This window comes from Pontimicrobium sp. MEBiC01747 (assembly GCF_053601635.1).
This window is the reverse complement of record NZ_JBSHNS010000613.1, coordinates 1-17654: the sequence shown is the minus strand read 5'-3', so window position 1 is coordinate 17654 and position 17654 is coordinate 1. Positions and strand designations below refer to the sequence as shown.

17 protein-coding genes are annotated in these 17654 nt (G+C 29.8%); 4 read left to right on the top strand and 13 right to left on the bottom strand.

Translation table 11 applies throughout. The annotated features are described in order from the left end of the window. Position 1 precedes the first annotated feature (1 nt). From ACVC2P_RS20630 to ACVC2P_RS20600, 7 genes are all read right to left on the bottom strand, one after another. Positions 2–529, bottom strand: coding sequence for a GNAT family N-acetyltransferase (locus tag ACVC2P_RS20630; protein WP_452600322.1), 528 nt, complete (start codon positions 527–529; stop codon positions 2–4). Beyond that, complete coding sequence (locus ACVC2P_RS20625; protein ID WP_452600321.1) at positions 529–1023, bottom strand: DUF6265 family protein; 495 nt, start codon at positions 1021–1023, stop codon at positions 529–531. Before ACVC2P_RS20625 ends, ACVC2P_RS20630 begins: the two co-directional genes overlap by 1 nt. A 477-nt stretch (positions 1024–1500) precedes the next feature. Next, entirely contained in the window at positions 1501–2037 is a 537-nt protein-coding gene (locus tag ACVC2P_RS20620; RefSeq protein WP_452600320.1) for a hypothetical protein, read from the bottom strand. Positions 2038–2196: 159 nt separating this feature from the next. Continuing rightward, positions 2197–2871, bottom strand: a complete 675-nt coding sequence (locus tag ACVC2P_RS20615; protein WP_452600319.1) for a response regulator — start codon at positions 2869–2871, stop codon at positions 2197–2199. Further along, a complete protein-coding gene (locus ACVC2P_RS20610; protein ID WP_452600318.1) occupies positions 2858–4756 on the bottom strand; it encodes a tetratricopeptide repeat-containing sensor histidine kinase in 1899 nt (632 codons plus the stop codon). The genes ACVC2P_RS20615 and ACVC2P_RS20610 overlap by 14 nt, the downstream gene beginning before the upstream one ends. Before the next feature lie 147 nt (positions 4757–4903). Then, the gene (locus ACVC2P_RS20605) at positions 4904–5068 is read right to left on the bottom strand and encodes a hypothetical protein (protein ID WP_452600317.1); all 165 of its coding nucleotides are present in this window, start codon (positions 5066–5068) and stop codon (positions 4904–4906) included. Positions 5069–5374: 306 nt separating this feature from the next. Next, positions 5375–6094 carry a LytR/AlgR family response regulator transcription factor gene (locus ACVC2P_RS20600; RefSeq protein ID WP_452600316.1) on the bottom strand — a complete coding sequence of 240 codons (720 nt, stop codon included), beginning with the start codon at positions 6092–6094 and terminating at the stop codon, positions 5375–5377. 239 nt (positions 6095–6333) lie between these two features. On the opposite strand from ACVC2P_RS20600, the gene ACVC2P_RS20595 reads away from it, so the two are divergent. From ACVC2P_RS20595 to ACVC2P_RS20580, 4 genes are all read left to right on the top strand, one after another. Beyond that, complete coding sequence (locus tag ACVC2P_RS20595; RefSeq protein WP_452600315.1) at positions 6334–6666, top strand: single-stranded DNA-binding protein; 333 nt, start codon at positions 6334–6336, stop codon at positions 6664–6666. Positions 6667–6752: 86 nt separating this feature from the next. Beyond that, a complete protein-coding gene (locus ACVC2P_RS20590; protein WP_452600314.1) occupies positions 6753–7265 on the top strand; it encodes a helix-turn-helix domain-containing protein in 513 nt (170 codons plus the stop codon). Then, complete coding sequence (locus ACVC2P_RS20585) at positions 7193–8101, top strand: IS3 family transposase (RefSeq protein WP_452600351.1); 909 nt, start codon at positions 7193–7195, stop codon at positions 8099–8101. Before ACVC2P_RS20590 ends, ACVC2P_RS20585 begins: the two co-directional genes overlap by 73 nt. Positions 8102–8212: 111 nt before the next feature. Then, positions 8213–8782, top strand: a complete 570-nt coding sequence (locus tag ACVC2P_RS20580) for a helix-turn-helix domain-containing protein (RefSeq protein ID WP_452600313.1) — start codon at positions 8213–8215, stop codon at positions 8780–8782. Here ACVC2P_RS20580 and ACVC2P_RS20575 read toward each other — a convergent pair. From ACVC2P_RS20575 to ACVC2P_RS20550, 6 genes are all read right to left on the bottom strand, one after another. Next, complete coding sequence (locus tag ACVC2P_RS20575; RefSeq protein WP_452600312.1) at positions 8779–10608, bottom strand: alkaline phosphatase family protein; 1830 nt, start codon at positions 10606–10608, stop codon at positions 8779–8781. The two genes, ACVC2P_RS20580 and ACVC2P_RS20575, sit on opposite strands and share 4 nt — an antisense overlap. 165 nt (positions 10609–10773) lie before the next feature. Further along, entirely contained in the window at positions 10774–11445 is a 672-nt protein-coding gene (locus tag ACVC2P_RS20570; protein WP_452600311.1) for a phosphonatase-like hydrolase, read from the bottom strand. Positions 11446–11455: 10 nt separating this feature from the next. Further along, positions 11456–12613 carry a TIGR03364 family FAD-dependent oxidoreductase gene (locus ACVC2P_RS20565; protein WP_452600310.1) on the bottom strand — a complete coding sequence of 386 codons (1158 nt, stop codon included), beginning with the start codon at positions 12611–12613 and terminating at the stop codon, positions 11456–11458. Next, entirely contained in the window at positions 12603–13889 is a 1287-nt protein-coding gene (locus ACVC2P_RS20560) for a DUF5690 family protein (protein WP_452600309.1), read from the bottom strand. The genes ACVC2P_RS20565 and ACVC2P_RS20560 overlap by 11 nt, the downstream gene beginning before the upstream one ends. Positions 13890–13963: 74 nt before the next feature. Continuing rightward, positions 13964–16825, bottom strand: coding sequence for a TonB-dependent receptor (locus ACVC2P_RS20555; RefSeq protein ID WP_452600308.1), 2862 nt, complete (start codon positions 16823–16825; stop codon positions 13964–13966). Positions 16826–17004: 179 nt separating this feature from the next. Beyond that, a partial coding sequence (locus ACVC2P_RS20550; RefSeq protein WP_452600307.1) for a hypothetical protein occupies positions 17005–17654 on the bottom strand: 650 nt, incomplete at its 5' end.

The following is a 17654-nucleotide window of genomic DNA, read 5'->3' as shown; positions in this document are numbered from 1 at the left end:
TTTAGTTGTTTTTAATACTATACCAGCGTAGTTTTAGTTGTTCTTTTGGGTAATAAAAATCTTCTAGATAATCTAGACCTATTTTTAAAAGTGCTTTATGGGATGCTTCGTTACCTAATTCTGTAATACCATAAATAGTGTCTAGTTTTAAGGTGTTAAACCCGTAGTTAACTGATGCTATTCCAGATTCTGTTGCATAACCTTTGCCCCAGTATTTAGGAATTAGCCGGTAACCAACGTCGTAAAAATTTGTATGATTGTTAAAGGTATAATCATCTATAAAGCGTAGGCCAGACCAACCAATAAAATTACCACTTGCTTTTTCTATTACTGCTAACCTACATATACCGTGTTTTTTATATTTTGGTTTGCAATCTTGTATGTACTTGTAAGATTCGTCTTTGCTTTTTACAGGATTATTGCCTAAATATTTGTGTACTATTGGGTTAGAGTCCAACTCAAATAAACCATCGACATCGCTATCTATAAATTCGCGAAGAATTAATCGTTCTGTTTCTATACGAATCATTATAGTTTTCTCTTATAATTAAATTTAACTTCTTCTGTTGCTCCTTCTTCACTAATAACTACATAAAGATTAATTTCGTTATCGCTTATTTTTTCGAAGGTAAAGTTGTTAAAATAAGCACGATTAGATTCAATTTTTACTAATTTAAAAACCTCAGAGTCGTCTTTTTCTTCCCAGCCTTTAAAGTCCGGACCAAAATGTTTTAATTGAAGTAATAGTGTGCCATTAGTTTCGGTAATGGCTCCTAGCTCGTAAAATACAACTTTGCCATTATTAACTAGTTTAAAACTAAACATCATAGAATTTCCTAGGGGAGGACTCCATATTTCTTCGGTAATTCCTCCAAAGGCTTCCCCCATCCAATGTCCAGCTATCCATGATACGTCTTGTAGTGTTGCTTTTGGAGCGTTTTTGTTATTGTTATATTGTAAGGTGTTTTGGCTATTACAATAGCTTAGACTAAAGGAGAGTGCAAGAATTAATATAAGCTTCATTACTGTAGAGGTATTATTTTAATAATCTAAGATAATAAACTTAATATAATTGTAACAAACTTATAAGTTTAACAATAAGACCTGTAATAAGGGAATACAAGGTGAAGAGTTGCTTTATTGTTTAATAAACGCATAAAAAAAATCTAACCGACTTAGTCTACTTGAAGTCCCTACACTTAAGTGATTTATCGCCAGCTAGATTTTGGTTATCTTTAATCAATCAATTTATTGATTATAATAGCTTCTTTATATTATATGTTTTTTATAAAAAAAGCTAACTGGTTTGATATATTATTTTTGCTCCCATCAAAATAACTTTCAAAGCCAGTTAAGCTTCTTTTTACTATTATTCATTCTTTTTATTAATAACATTTATAAACTTGACCATGTCTATAATTTTATTATTGTAAAGATAAATTATTAACTTTTAATACCTATAAGGAAAATCCTTAGTATTAATAAGGAAAAACATTTTTTTTACTTTAATACTTCTTCATACCTGTTTAGGGTTCTGCTAAAATAGCTATCTATTAGTCCTTTACCTTTATATTTTTTAAGTATTTCTTGTTTAGATTTTATACAAACCTCGTTGTAAGATCGCTCTTGTCCACCAAAATCCCATTGTGCTCCTAATAATGTCATTTTATATATAGAATTGTTAGGCTCTAGGTGGTTTGCTTTTTCTAACAGTTGTATTCCTTTTTTTTCATATTTATTACAATTACCAAATATGTATGGCATGATTGATATAGTATAGCCTGTAATAAAATTAAACTCTGGTATGTTTTTAAATAGTTTTAGCCCTTTTTTAAACTCTATAACTAGTGTTCTGCGTAAATTTATATCTATAGTAAATTGGCCATCTACAACATCTAGCATATACCATAAAAAGAAATAATAGTGTTTCCAGAGTTTGAAATCTTGTTTTTTTTCATTTAGTAAAATATTATAACTATGGTAGGCTTCGTTATATAATTGTTTTTCCTCTAATTCTAATATGTCTTCTAATTTCATAATGTTTGGGGTATTATAACTTAGTTAAAAAATAGTGACGCAATGATTTTTTGCTGTGGGAGGAAATTCCTAGTATTCAAGGAGTAACTAAGTTATATAAAAAAGAAGAGATATTGCTAAGGCTTTTCCTTATAATTGCTAAGGAAACTTGCTTAATATTTAAATAAAACCTTTTTGTTTTGCTATTTCTACTAAGGTTTTATCATCCATTTTAGCAATATTAAAAGAAACTTTTAATTGTCGTTTACGTCTTTCTAGACCGCCAATAGATAATGGAATTACATTTGGTAGGTCTCCCATTTTTGTTCCTATAGATAATTCGTATAGTAATTGCCTATCTATTTTGTCTAATATAAAATCGTTAGTAACTTGTTTACGTAATAGTTGTAATATCGTTTTACTGTAATGTGGTGGCTTTTCTATTACGGTTATTATGGCTTCTACCAATTCATCTGAAGAGATATCATTTTTTATTAAAAAGCCATCTGGGTTTATACTTTTTAATATGTTATTAAGTCTATAATTATCGTTGTAAGTAGTTGCCACAATAATTTTAGATTTTGGGGTAATACGTCTTATTTCTAGACCTAGGTCTTCTCCAGACAGTAACAAACCATTACTAGATTTAGGAAGTTTAATATCTAGAAATATAATGTTAAAAATTTTGTTATCATTTGTGTTTTTAAGCTCATAAATAGCTGTATCGATATCGTTTGCTACTTTAATATTAAAATTATAAGTTTCTTCTGTTTTACTTATTTTTAACATTGCACTTTTGTAGGCATCTGCAATTATAGGGTGGTCGTCTATAATTAATACATTAATCGGTTTCATTGGTTTTAGTCTTAAAAGGAATTAATACAGTGGTTTTGGTACCTTTGTTTTTTTGGGAGACTAAAGAATAGGTGCCGTTTATTGTTTTTACTCTAGAGTTTATATTAGAAATTCCAATCCCTTTACTTATTTTTTTATTATTAAATCCTACGCCATTGTCTTCAATAGTAAAGTTAAGATTTTCATTTGTATAACCCAAAGTAATATTTACATCTGTCGCTTTTGCGTGTTTAATAATATTTAAAAGAGATTCTTGTATAATACGATAGGAGTTTATTTTTATAACATCGCTACTTTCATTCCAATACTCTTCATCTATAGTTGTAATATTATATTTAAAATTTCCTGCAATACTTTGTTCTTCTACTAAGGCTTTAATAAGTGTAATGTAGTCTTGTTTAGAGAGTAAAACATCATTTTTTAGTTCGTGAGAAATGGCTCTAATTTCTCGTTCTATTTTATGTAGCTCATCAATGTATGTTTGTTGTTTGGCTTTGTCTTCTGGCTCTCCATGAAGGTTAAGGAATCCTAACCCCATTCTTGTTCCAAAAATTTTGCCTAAAACGCCATCGTGTAATTCTTCAGATATTCTATTGCGTTCTTTTAATCGACCTTCTTCTAGCTTTGACTGTTGTTTAAGCATTAATTTATAAACATCTTCATTTGCTTGCTTTTTCTGGGTTTCTAATATTAACTCTCTGTTTTTAGCACGTTCAGATCTAATAAATAGTAATAATATGAGTATAAATATTACTGCAATTGATGTAATTAGAATTATGGTGTTTTGTGATGATAGTTTTTCGGATCTATAAATATAATTATCTGTCTCAAAACGTATACGAGCAAATTTGTTTTTTATTTTGTGTTCTTGCTTTTCTAGCCTTTCGTTAAGCGAAACATATTCATTTAAATAACTAGAAGCATTTTTTGTATCTACCTTAGATAATAAAAGTAAGGAAGATAGGATGTCTCTATTGTTTTCAATATTAAAAGCCAAAGTATTGGCTTCTTTGGCATAAGTAATTGCTTTTGCTGTGTCTTGTGCTTTTATATAATACTCTGCTAAATGCAGTTTATTTATTACTATACCTGAAAAATCTTCTACTTTATTTCTAATACTTAATGCTTTTTCAAAGTCTTTTTTTATGTTTAGAGTATCTTTCTTTAAAAGTTTTGTATAGGCTAAATTATCAATGATTTTGGCGTATAATTTAGGGTTTATTGTAGATAGATCTTTTAATTCTAGTACACGCTCTAAATACTCAATAGCTTTATCGTAATTTTCTTGTTTTCGATAGGTTAGTGCAAGGTCGTTTAAAGCGCCTTCTTTTATATTGCCTTTTTTGTTTTTAACACGCTTTAAATAGTCTAAAGCAATATTGTGATAATTAATAGAGTTTTCGTAATCTTCTAATTCTTTATAAATGGTGCCTAAAAGCTTATAGCAATTATAAAGAGATAAATTTTTATCTAGAGGCTCAAATTTTGAAATAGCTTCAAAAAGTTTATTTTCGCTACTTACATAATCTTCAAATCGACTTTGTACAAAGGCCATATTAAACAACATTTTTCCAGAAAAATAATCGTTGTTTATTGCTTCGTAAGATTTGTAGGCTTGGTAATAATGGTAATAAGAAGAGTCGAATACTTCTTTTTTAGCGTAATAGGTACCATAATTCCAATGTGTTTCGGCTATTCCAGAAGTGTCTTTTAATTTTAAAGAGGATTTATAGGCTTTTTTGTTAGCTTCTATAAAACTAATAGAGTCCTCTCCTAAAGAAATCTCGTAAGCCTCATCTAATAAACGCTTGTTTCTAATAGAGTCGTTTTCTATTATTACTGTCTCTGTTACTGGCTCTTTATTATCAGAACAATTGTATAACACAATTAGTGTTATAAAAATGAAACAATATTTAGTAATATGTAGTTTTAAGTTTAAGATTATAGCGGGTAATTATTTGTGGTTTAACAAAGCTAAAAAAAAAAGCCTTAAACTTAGGCTTAAGGCTTTTTTTAACTATAAAAAATAGTTTTATTCTCCGTTTGGGTCTCTATCGTCATCAACTTCAGAGGAATCATCACCTCCAGTAGCTAACTCGATATTTTGTGAGTTATCTTCATTAACGTCTTCTACTGAGCAAGAGAAAAATAATGAAGCAAAAAGTAGTAACGCGAGTATTTTTGTTGAGGTTTTCATAGTATAAGTTTTAGATTGTTTAAATTAGTTAGTTACTCCAAAAATTTGGAGTGGCTTTGTTGGGTTTGTTTGTTTAATGTTTGGTTTAGAAGCTTCTTATACTACAAATGTAGTAGGATATAAAGGATTGAACTAGAAAACAATACTGGCTTTAGTGAACGCCTAGAGTATAGTAGTAAACAACACCTCTACGCTAGTGAAATGCTTTTTTTTAAGGTTTTACTAATTTTAAATGTGCTTTTCTAAGGCGATAATTTTATTTGATAAATTAGAGTAGTTTTTTTATAAAAACTACAAGTAGAACTTTTAATTTGGAGAAAATAAACTAGATAAGGATTCTTTTATAAATTCAATATTATGAATATAAGTTTTGGTAAAAGGAATTTTATGAGAGGTTCGGTCTACCGTACATTTAAGTTTGCTATAGTTAATTCTAGAGACATAATCTTTATTTACTATATAGCTTTTATGAATTCTTAAAAAATTATTAGGTAAAGAATTTTCAAAAATTTTTAAGGTCTTGTACGCACTTATAATTTTACCATCATTAATGTAAAAATCTGTTGTATTGTTATCTGCTTTAAGAAACATAATTTCATCAATATTAATATATTGATAATCGTTATAAGATTTTAAGCACAACATTTTATTACAAGAGACAGCGTGATTTTTTTTATATTTTAATATAAATTTCCTTAAATCTAATTCTAAAAGAGGTTTTACTAAATAGTCTAAGAAATTATGCTTAATAGCTTGATATGCGAAATCTTTGGTAGTAGAAATACCTACAAAATGAGGAATAGTTTCTAAATAGTTATTTAACTCTGTTACAAACTGAAAAGAATTGTCTAAAACATTATCTAAATTTAAAAAAACAATGTCTGGTTTGCGTTTTAAAATAGTATTCATGGCTTCTTCATAATTTGAAGAGTTTCCTAAAGAATGAAACGTAGAATAATCTGCCATAACATTGCTAATGTTTTGAACTAGATCGTTTTCATTATCTATTATATAATAACTATTCAAAAAATGTAGGGTTTAAAAAAATAAAGGTAAAAAGATTAACTAAAAAAGTGCTAAGGATAATCCTTAGGATTGCTAAGGATTATCCTTCTAATTAATCGAATTTAAGCGACTACAAATGTTTACAAACGAAATTAAATGTGTGTTAACCGAATAGTATTTGGTTGTTGTTTCATATTTGCAGTGTTGAATCCATGAAGGTTCAATAGTATTAACTGTTAAACAATTAAAATATAGAAATTATGAACACACTTAGAAACAAAGTACAGTTGATTGGTAACTTAGGTAATGATCCAGAAATTATTAATCTAGAATCGGGTAAAATATTAGCAAAATTTGCTTTAGCTACTAATGAGAGCTATAAAAATGCTACAGGAGAAAAGGTTGTTGATACCCAATGGCATAACATTGTCGCTTTCGGTAAAGTAGCTGAGATTATTGAAAAGTACGTTGCAAAAGGAAAGGAAATAGCTATTGAAGGCAAGTTAACAACGCGTACCTGGGAAGATAAAGATGGTATGAAGCGTTACACTACAGAAGTGGTGTGTAATGAACTGTTAATGTTAGGAAAATAATAGAACAACAATTTTTTTGATAATTATAAAAGAGGGTGTTATTATAGAGTGCCCCCAAAATGTTAGACACAATTTGGGGGTATTTTATGTCTAGAAAATTAAAATACACATTTGAATTTAAGAAAGAATGTATCGACTTAATCATTAGGAATCACCAAACATGTTTAAGTGTTAGTAAAGAAAAAGGGTTACACAAATCAATACTTGAACGTTGGTTAATGAGATATAAGGCCTATGGCTATGTTGGTTTGTTACCAAAGAAAAACAATAGTTATTCTGTAGCTTTTAAACTCAAGGTCTTAAATCATATTACCAAAGACCATCTTTCCGTAAGGCAAGCCTGCATAGTGTATGATATTGGTAGCGAATCGGTTATTTTAAATTGGAGAAGACGTTATAAATCATTAGGTTTAGAAGGGTTAAAAGATAAGCCTAAAGGCAGGCGTAGTCCAATGAGCAAGAGTAAGATTCCAAATAAAAAATCGAGACCTCTTACCAGAGAGGAAGAGTTACTTATAGAGAATAAATCTTTAAAAGCCGAACTTGCTTTGCTAAAAAAGCTACATGCCTTAGCTCAAGCCCGAGGGAAAAATCGATAGTCATTGATGAGCTAAGGCATGAACACGATTTATCATTGTTGTTAAATCATATGAAAATGGCGAGAAATAGTTTTTATTATCACTTAAAAGAAAATAAGAAACCTGATAAATATAAAGCTATTAAAGTATCTATATCTAAAATTTACCATAAGCACAAAGGCAGATATGGCTATAGAAGAATAACACTGGAATTAAAAAATCAAGGGGTTTTAATCAATCACAAAACTGTTTTAAGATTAATGAAATCTATGGGGCTAAAATCTTTAGTAAGAGAAAAGAAATACCGTTCATATAGAGGAAAACAAGGGAAAATAGCTCCTAACATTCTTCAGAGAGAATTTAAAACTGATTTTCCAGACCAAAAATGGGCAACGGATATTACAGAATTTAAGGTCAATGGTGAAAAATTGTATTTATCCCCAATCATAGATTTATGTAGTAGAGAGATAATTAGTTATCAACTATCTAAAATCCCCAATTTTAAACAAATCATCCAGATGCTTAAAAAAGCTTTTAAAAAACACAATACAAATGAAATATTGATGCATTCTGACCAAGGTTGGCAATATCAAATGAAAGAATATCAAAAATTATTGGAGGAAAATAACATAAAACAAAGTATGTCCAGAAAAGGGAACTGCCTAGACAATGCTATTATTGAAAACTTTTTTGGTACTCTAAAATCTGAATTATTTTACTTGAAAAAATATAATTGCATCAAAATACTAGAAAAGGAAATTAAACAATATATTAGTTACTATAATAACGAACGAATTTCGTTGGCTTTAAATGGAATGAGCCCGATACAATATCGAGCTCATTTATCTAAAATTTAATATTAATCAGTCCAACTTTTGGGGTGCAGTCCATTAGCACCCTCTTTTATTTTTATATATTAACATGTAATACTGTAAATTAAATTTTGTTTTTTTACAAAAAAGAATAGAATGGATGATTTTTTAATTGGTATTGGTAAGCGCATAAAGTCAATTCGAAAAAAACAAGGTATAACTATTAGTGATTTAGCTAGAGATGCTGGAGTTAGTAATGGGTTAATATCTAGAATAGAAAATGGAAGAACAATTCCTTCTTTACCTGTTTTATTAGGCCTTATAAATGCTTTAAGTATAGATACAAGTACCTTTTTTGAAGCTGTAGAGAAAAAAACAGGCGCTAAGTTTATACATGTAAAAAAAGAAGAGCAGCAATTTATAGAAAAAGAAATTGAAGCAGAGGGTTTTACATATCATCAAATATTTGGTAAAAGTTTAAATGCTATAGGTTTTGAGGCTGTTTTACTTACTGTTTCACCAAACTCTAAAAGAGATAAAATTATTACAGATGCATGGGAGTTTAAATATGTTATTAGTGGAGAATGCACATATATAATAGATAACGAAGAAGTGTTAGTAAAAGCTGGAGATTCTATTTATTTTAATGGACGTTTACCGCATGTTCCAGAAAATAGAAGCACCACGGATTGCGTGATGCTTGTATTATATTTTTACTCAGATTAATTTAATAAACCAGGCCAAGTAGTATTATTAACAGGCTTAGGGTATCCCGAAACTGCACTATCTGTAAGTTTATTGTATTTTATATAGGTGTTATTACTTAAAAACAAATAAAAGTATTGTGAGTTCCAATCTACAGCAGCAGTAATCATATTGGCATAATTTTCCACACCAGGCCAAGTACTATTGTTAATAGCTTTTGGGTAACCACTGTCTACACTGTCGTTAGAAAGGTTATAACGGACATAAGTACCATCATTTAAGAAAAAGTAGGCCTTACTATTATTCCATTTAAAAGCAGCGACTATTTTATTTCCATAGTTTTCTAACCCAGGCCATGTAGAATTATCTATATTAAGTGGGTATCCAGAATCCATACTATCGTTATCCATATCATAACGAATATACGTACCATTATTTAAGAAAAAATACCCTTTATCGTTGCTCCCTTTAAAAGCAGCAGTTATTAAATTTTTATAGTCGTTTAAACCAGGCCAGTTATTACTATTTATTGCTAGCGGATATCCAGCATCTGTTTGGTCTGTAGCTTTATTATATCTTAAATAGTTTAAATCGTTTCTAAAAAAATAAGCTCTAATATCTAAAGCATCATTCCAATCTAAAGCTGCTATAATATTTGAGTTATTAAATTGTACAGAGCCTATTTGGTTATTTATTTCAATAGTATAGTTTATTGTTCCAGAAATAGTAGAGGCATTAGTATCGTTATAAGTACCTTGGTTAGCGCTTACAGTTGCTATAAGTTCATTATTTCTGTATATGTTGGCAGATTCACTACCATTATATAACCAAAAAAGCTTGTTGTTTTCATCTAACATTACTTTTCTTGGACCAACAGTATTTATTAAAGAAGTGGAGTTAAATTTAAACTCGGGTTTAATAGGTACACTCAAATAGGTTAATATTGTAGGGACAATGGCTGTTTGTGCTGGAATTTTATATAAGCCATTAAAACCTGTATTTGGCACAGAATTGGCAGTTTCGTTAAATTCTTCATTGCCGGTTTTATTCATGGCAATAAAAATATTTTTTTCTGATAAGGTTTGGTCTCCATGAGAGTATCCGCCATTAGGGCTTCTTCCATGATCTGTAGTTACAATAATTAACCAGTCTTCATTTAATGTTTGCTCTCTTAATTCAATAGCATCCATTATACTACCTAATCTAGTATCTGCTTTAACAATACTATTGTTATAATTAGTACCAAAACCAGAACTATGCCCAACACCATCTACTTCGTCTAAATGAACAAAGAGGAAATCGGGGTTATTAGTATTTAAATCGTTTAAAGCTCGTGTTACAGCATTATCATCATTGCCTCCATCGTATCTATTATCTACAAAATTCATTTGCTCTGTAAAGAAATCATGAATAGGAGACCAAGTTGCAATACTACTTGTTTTTAAGCTAGGGTTATATTCTTTTATGTATTGAAAAACACTTTTAGCTTGGGATCTATTAGATGTGCTATTATCTGAAACTCCATGTTTGTTAAGCCAAACACCTGTTAATATTGTTGTCCACCCTGGGCCGCTCTTCGTTTTTTGTTCAGATGCTGTTCCTGTAATGCCAGCACTGTACGCTCGTACTATATTTAGCTTATCTATATTAGGTGTATTTACTCCTGCAATTTTTTCAAATTGTAGGCCATCAATACCAACTAATAAAACTTTTCTTTTTTTGTTAGATTTTAGTGTTTGAGGAGTGTTATTTACTTCGTCTGTATTATTTGAAATGTCTGGTTTTTCGCAACCGAGAAAAATTAATAATAGGTAAACAATTAATGCGTTGATAGTTTTTGTTTTCATTATTTTAATATTTGTAAATTAATAATTAAAATTAAATCATTTTATTTACAAATATTAAAATAACGACTATTGGTAATCATTTTGTAAAACTCATAACATTAAAATTAGTATTACTTTAAGTATGCATAACAGTTAGTTAATGTTTGTTTTATTATCTAACTATTATTAAATAACTGTTCTTAATGTTGCTAAAGATTCTAAAATATAGGTTGGATTCATCTGCATTAATTGTTCTTTTGTTTGCGCGCCAGATAAAACGCCTATTGTAATACCGCAATTAGCATTTTTACCTTCTTCTATATCTATGGCAGAATCTCCTGCTTTTAATACTTGCAAAGGATTATCTATATTAAAATGATGCATTGCTTTTAAAATCATATCTGGGTGTGGTCTTCCTTTATCTACATCATCGGCAGTAATTAATAAATCATAATGAGTGCCTAGGTTCCACTTTAATTTTTGTAGTAAATTATTAGCTACTATACTATTATACCCTGTATTTAAAACAACTTTTATGTCTTCGGTTTTTAATTTTAACAAAACATCTTCTACACCTTTTACGGGAGAGACCTCCAGGGTATTGTAGGCTTGTTCTAATAGTGTTTTAAAATCACTAAAAATAGCTTCTACATTAACGTCTGTATTTAAATTTATAGTGTTTACAATATCTTTTATGGCTTGAAACTTTTCCTTTCCAGCTCCAATTTCTAATACTTTATCTAACGATATATCTATACCATAATTAGTAATTGCTTTTTGTAATGTTTTGTAAACAACATTATGCTCATTAACTGTAGTTCCTGCCATATCAAGCACTACCATTTTTATTGTATTCATTTATTGTATTTTAGTTTAAAATTTTATTTAAGCTCTCTGCAGAGAAGCCAGCACTACCAGTCATACCTTTTCCTCCTATTCCCGTTACAATACGTACATTGGGGCTTACTTGGTGTTCAAAAATATCTTTGGTTTTACATTGGCTGTAAAATCCTGCCCAACGATTTTGTATTTTATAAGTAGGAAGATTAATAATTTTTTTAGCTTCTTTTATCATAAAATCATCAATTTCCATATTTAAATTATAGTCTAGATCATCGCTATTTTTTGCATCTGCATACTCATGAGAATCTCCAATAATTACAGAGCCATCTGTAGCTTGTTTAAATAGAATATGTATTCCAAATTGTTTTTCGAAGCTATCGGCAAGTTCTTTTGCTTTAACAGTTTTCCATGAAGCACACTCTTCAAATGCCTCATAACGTCTAATGGTTAATCCTGTTAAAATAGAACCATTAAGTTTATAATTATGTTGAGGTTTTGTTTGCATCATTTGTAGTTTAGAAACTACTAAATCACTTTTGTTATAAACTTCTGGGTATAAGGATTTAAAATCGTTTCCACTACAAATAACTGTTTTAGAGGATTTATAGACTTGTCCACCTGAAGTTATTGTTTCTACATAACCATTAGCTTCTTGAGTATTTATTACTGTAGTATTAGATAAATAGTTTAACTTGAAGTTTTCAATCATGTATTCTCGTAATTTATGAATCATAACTGTTGGTTCTACTGTAACTTCTTGAGGGAAAAATAAGCCAGCATTACAGTAATCTGCCTTTAATCCATTATACTTTTCTAAACATTGTTGTTTGGTTAGTAAATGAGACTCATAATCGTTTGCTTTATTAATTTGATGCAATTCTTCAATTAATTGAACTTCTTCTTCGTTTGAAGCAACATATATGGTTCCGTTTTGTCTAATACTAATATCAAATTGGTTTTGAATAGTATTATATATGTTTAAACTTGTTCTTCCGTAGTTTTGCCATTTGGTATTCATGCCAGAAGGTACTACTTGTCCAAAATTACGTACTGTAGCGCCTTGAGGTTTAGAGTTTTTTTCAATCATTAAAACAGATAATCCAAGGTTTAAAGCATGGTAGGCATGGAAGGAACCTAACGCGCCTCCTCCAATTATAATTAGGTCGTATATTTTATTGTTCATATGCTAATAGTATTGTTGTTGGTGTTTTTTTACGATATTTTTTTTTAAAAAAGTAATAAGAAGATATTGCTATAGTTATACATAATAATGAGATAACATATATTAAATAGGTGAAAAATGATAAGTAAGACATTTTATCGTCTCCAAAGTTTTTATATAATAGAATTAAGATGCTTCCAAGGTACCCAAAGGCATCAGCAATGTAAATTAAGAACCCCACATTACCGTTAATTTTAAAAGTAGCTATCATACGATCAAAAAACATACCTTGAAAAGGAAGGTAGCTTAAATACATACCAAAACCAGATAAAATCATCCACATAACAGGAGACATTATTTGTAGTTGAAAGGTTAGAGTAGACAGGCCAATAATGACACCTCCTAACAAAATGGCTATATGGTAATATTTAAAAGCTTTAAAGTTTTTTGAAACAGAACCTATTAAAGCCATAATAATTAAGACACATATAGCTATAGGTATTTCAGATAAAGAATAGATGCTTACACTATCTGTATAGCCTAAATCATCCCAAATTTCACGAGCAAAATTGTCTCTAAAATCTCGTATCCCTGTTATAAAAATATAAAATATAATAATTAAGGTTAGTGGAAATGCAAACTCTTTATAAAGTTGTATGCGTTGTTTTTTGTTAAGGGGTTTTCTTGTTGTACGACTTTCTTGATCTTTTTTTGTTGGGTTTGGTAAACACTCTAATAAAAAGGCAAATAGAAGTAGGGGAAGAATAAAAAATAAACCAGTAATAAAAGGCATCCATTGTTGAGAGAAATGAAGCGTATCGAGAACATATTTACCAACAGATTTTACTATTCCAGACGACATAATAAAGCTAGAGCATAATACTACTGCTATAATTTCGCTTGTTTTTCTACCTTCTAAATAAGAAAAGACTATACCCCAAACCATACCTAAAGGAATACCGTTTAGAAATAAAAAACTAATATTATAAGGCGCTGGTATTACTGCAAAACCAAGCAAGGCTAATTCTGCTAAAAGAATAAAACCAATAAGATAGTGAATACGTTTATTGGCTTTCATTTCTGCAATGATTTTTATTCCTAAAAACTTAGAAAGTGTGTAACCTAGAACTTGAGCAATTATTAATAAAATTTTATAATCTATTCCCCAAAAACTTAAACCTTCGTATGTTGCTACGGTAAAGGGTTTCCTAAAAGCATACATGCAAAAATAGGTGCCAAAGGCTGCTATTGAAGCTTGTATTATAAACGTGAAATGGTTTGTTTTAATTTTTTGCATTTAAATAGTAAAACAGCTCTCCTTTTACAGAGAGCTATTAATAAACAACTTTAATTAAAAAAGACTAATTTGTGTTAAAGGTTGTATTTAATACCAAAACTTCCTTTTACACCGTAATATTCAACTTGTTTTGGTCTTGCTGTATCGTTTTCGCCATAGTGATAAATTAAAGGTTCGTTTAAAATGTTATTAACATCTAAAAACAGCGAAAATCTTTTATTTAATTGTAATGAAGCAGATAAATCTAGAGTAGAATATTTGCCATAATACTCATCGTTTATATCTTGGTTTCCAAAATCTACAATGTACTTGCCTTTATGGTTAAATGCAGCTCTTATATTTAATTTATCATCTTCATAATATAGTTGAGCATTATATAGTTTTTTGGCTTGATAAGGTGTGTTAATTTCACGATCGTTTCCGTTAATATCTCCATTAGGAATCGTCATTTTAGAATCCATAAATGTTGCGTTAGTTTGTACACCTAATTTGCTTAAAAACCCTTTTTTAGCAAAGATGTCGAAACGAATATTTGCTCCTAATTCTAACCCAGCAATGTAGGCTTCTCCACCGTTTTCTGGCCTTTTAGTTTCTATAGTATTTATAAAGGAGGTAGATGAAAAGACAGGATCTTTTAGCTTTTTATAAAATACTCCAGCATTAAAGATACCTACGTTTGAAAAATAATGTTCAAAAAGAAGATCACCATTCCATGAAAATGTTGGGTTTAAGTTGGGGTTACCACCTTGAGCCTCATTGTCTGCTTCACTAAAAGATACACCTGGAGAAATATCTCCAAAATTTGGCCTTGCAAATGTTCTTGTAATTGCAGCACGCAAATTACTTTTATCTGTAAGCTTCATTTTTACATGTAACATGGGTAAGAAAGCATGATATGATTTTTTGTTATTTACTCTATTAAGTTGTTCGTTGTCCTCATCATAAGAAAAGCCTTTTACATCAGTTTTAGTAACCTCTAACCTCGCGCCACCAACAATTGTAAGTTTTTCAGATGGTTTAATAGTAGCCATTCCGTAGGCAGCATATTGCTTTTCATTTACTGTAAAGTTTCTAGATAATCCTCCGCCAGAAGCTAAAGCATCTGAATCTCCTGGGATAAAAGAAAAACCACCTTGATTTAAGTTATAAAACTCACTCATTCCAGCTGTAGATAAAACCTGATTAAAAGCGTTAGAGGCGTTACCAGTAAGTTCTTTTAGGAAATCTGACTTGCCTGGTTGTTCAATTAAATATTGAGATAAATCATTTAAAGTTACATCTTGATTAAACGTGTAAAAATAATCTCCATATTCTGCAATACGTTCTTTATCTCTGTATTTTCCTCCAAATTTTAAAGAAAATATATCATTTACATCATGTTTATAATTTATAGATAATACAACTTTATCTTTTTCATTTACATATACTTTATAAAAATTTAATCCGTCTGAAGCTAATGATTGTTGTGCAGGATCTAGCTTAAAATTAGAGTCTGAAAAGACATTAAAAATAGATTCGGGATTGTTAAAGTCTAAAGGTCCTCCATCCGCTTTCCAATATGCTCTGTGGTCATCTGCTCCATCTGGCCTAGATATAGCATAAGCTGGTTTAATGCCAACACCAGATTGATTAAATTTTAAAACAAAATAACTGTTGTCTTCTGCATTTGGTATGTTTCCGTATCTAAACTCATTTTCGTAAGTTCCAATGTTCCAATCTAAGGTGCCAGAACCATTAGCCAATTTATGTTCTCCTCCAAAATCGAAAGCGGTTAATTCGGTTATTAATTCGTTGTTAATATTTTGTAGCTCAATACGAGTTGTATTATTTGCTTCATCAAACTTATCAAAACGAATTCTATGCTTATAATGAGTTTCTTCATCTACTAATGTGCCATATACTCCTTTAAAATTTAAAGTATTGTTAGCGTTTAATTTGTAGTCTAAAGCAGTATTAATTCCTGTTGTTTCTCTTTGCCCTGTATAATCTCTTAATTCTAACCTAAAAACGCCTTGGTCTCCTTTTCTTCGTGCTTCAAAATTGTCTGTTGCCCAATTTCGATTCCAATGAGATATATTTACTAAAAAACCAAGTTTTCCATTTTCCGAACGGTTTCCGTATGTAAAAGAGCCATTATAGTTTGCTTTTTCTGCTTTTACATTTGTTCCTGTACCTATGGTTACCGATAATGTTTCTTTAGTGGGAGGAGTTTGAGTTATAAAGTTAACCGAACCACCAATGCCATCTCCTTCCATGTCTGGAGTTATTGCTTTTGCGGCTTGAACATAAGCAATCATTTCAGATGGGAAAAAATCGAAAGCTGTTGCACGTGTCGTTGTTTCCTCTTCTGCGGTAGGCAATCTATTACCGTTTATTGTTGTAGAAGACCAGAAAGGAGGTAAACCTCTTACAGATACAAAACGTCCTTCTCCTTGATCTCTTTCAATAGAGACTCCTTGTATTCTTTGTACAGTTTCGGCAGCATTTCTGTCTGGTAGTTTTCCAATACCGTCTGCAGCGATTACATTTAAAATCGCTAAAGATTTTTTCTGGATATTTAATGCTCTAGCTTCGCTATTTCGTTTTGTTCCTGTTTGTAAAACAATTTCGTTTAACTGTTCAGATGAAGGTGTTAAATTTATTATTCCTAAATCTGTATTTTCGTTGTCTTTAATAGTAACTTCAATACTCTTTTTATTAAATCCTATATAGGAAACCTCAATGGTGATTACACCAGATGGTAAATTGTTTAGTGTAAATTTACCATCAAAATCTGTTGAGGTGCCTTTTATTGTATTAGGAATTAATACAGAAGCTCCAGGTAAAGGGAAACTAGAATCACTAACTGTACCAGTTAGCGTTCCATTTTGAGCAGTTATTTTATAAAATATACCTAAAGTTATTAAAAATAATAACAGTGTTCTTTTAGTGTTCATTATAATTTATTTACAATTATTAAAAATTACAACGCAAATAAATATATTGTTTTACTATTTGTAAAAATTTAGATGTTAAGAATAAATTATGAAAAGAACTCTAAAATGTAAGGTGAATGTTAAGAATGTTAATTTTTTATTTAAACTAGTTTAATTATTACAATATGGATATGATTATACTAGAGGTTTTCTGTTGGTTTTATAAAATTACTTGGATTTTCTCGTGCTATTTTATCGAATTCTTCATTTGATAAGTTACTTAATGTTTTAGATACCAGACCTTTCTCTGATGCATGGTTACGTACTACAAAAAAGTCGGTTCCAAATAATACTTTGTCACCTAAGTTTGGGTGATTAATGGTTTCTTTTAATAACGGAAAAATGGCTTCATTATATAAAATATAACTAATGTCTGCATAGACATTTTTGTGTTGCAGCATCATACTGCATATAATGGAATACCAATCCACGTGTTTCCAGCAATCTTCTAGTTTTTTCCAGCTAATCTCTGTTTCATCTTTATTTTTAGTATTAATAAAGTCAATACCAGCCTCAGGATTTGTTTTTAGTTTTGCGGTATAATTATACCTGTCAGACTCTAAATATTTACACCATTGATCTTCTCCCCCAAAATGTGCAAGGCATAATTTTAAATGCGATAAATCCCATTTTAGTTTAGTATTACTGTTTGTATAACCAAAAAGGTCTTTAGTTTTTTGCGAACACTTGCCAACCCAAACTCTTAACAGTTCTTCTTTTAGTAGTACTAAATAATTTAAAGGATGTGTAAAATTTAAAGAGAAATCTATGTTTTTTAACTGAGGTAGTA

What these genes read in the sequence shown, in the direction of transcription:
- ACVC2P_RS20555 (WP_452600308.1), bottom strand. Translation starts at nt 16,825, where the DNA reads ATGAACACTAAAAGAACACTGTTATTATTTTTAATAACTTTAGGTATA.
- ACVC2P_RS20580 (WP_452600313.1), top strand. Translation starts at nt 8,213, where the DNA reads ATGGATGATTTTTTAATTGGTATTGGTAAGCGCATAAAGTCAATTCGA.
- ACVC2P_RS20590 (WP_452600314.1), top strand. Translation starts at nt 6,753, where the DNA reads ATGTCTAGAAAATTAAAATACACATTTGAATTTAAGAAAGAATGTATC.
- ACVC2P_RS20605 (WP_452600317.1), bottom strand. Translation starts at nt 5,068, where the DNA reads ATGAAAACCTCAACAAAAATACTCGCGTTACTACTTTTTGCTTCATTA.
- ACVC2P_RS20615 (WP_452600319.1), bottom strand. Translation starts at nt 2,871, where the DNA reads ATGAAACCGATTAATGTATTAATTATAGACGACCACCCTATAATTGCA.
- ACVC2P_RS20570 (WP_452600311.1), bottom strand. Translation starts at nt 11,445, where the DNA reads ATGAATACAATAAAAATGGTAGTGCTTGATATGGCAGGAACTACAGTT.
- ACVC2P_RS20630 (WP_452600322.1), bottom strand. Translation starts at nt 529, where the DNA reads ATGATTCGTATAGAAACAGAACGATTAATTCTTCGCGAATTTATAGAT.
- ACVC2P_RS20620 (WP_452600320.1), bottom strand. Translation starts at nt 2,037, where the DNA reads ATGAAATTAGAAGACATATTAGAATTAGAGGAAAAACAATTATATAAC.
- ACVC2P_RS20565 (WP_452600310.1), bottom strand. Translation starts at nt 12,613, where the DNA reads ATGAACAATAAAATATACGACCTAATTATAATTGGAGGAGGCGCGTTA.
- ACVC2P_RS20575 (WP_452600312.1), bottom strand. Translation starts at nt 10,608, where the DNA reads ATGAAAACAAAAACTATCAACGCATTAATTGTTTACCTATTATTAATT.
- ACVC2P_RS20625 (WP_452600321.1), bottom strand. Translation starts at nt 1,023, where the DNA reads ATGAAGCTTATATTAATTCTTGCACTCTCCTTTAGTCTAAGCTATTGT.
- ACVC2P_RS20560 (WP_452600309.1), bottom strand. Translation starts at nt 13,889, where the DNA reads ATGCAAAAAATTAAAACAAACCATTTCACGTTTATAATACAAGCTTCA.
- ACVC2P_RS20595 (WP_452600315.1), top strand. Translation starts at nt 6,334, where the DNA reads ATGAACACACTTAGAAACAAAGTACAGTTGATTGGTAACTTAGGTAAT.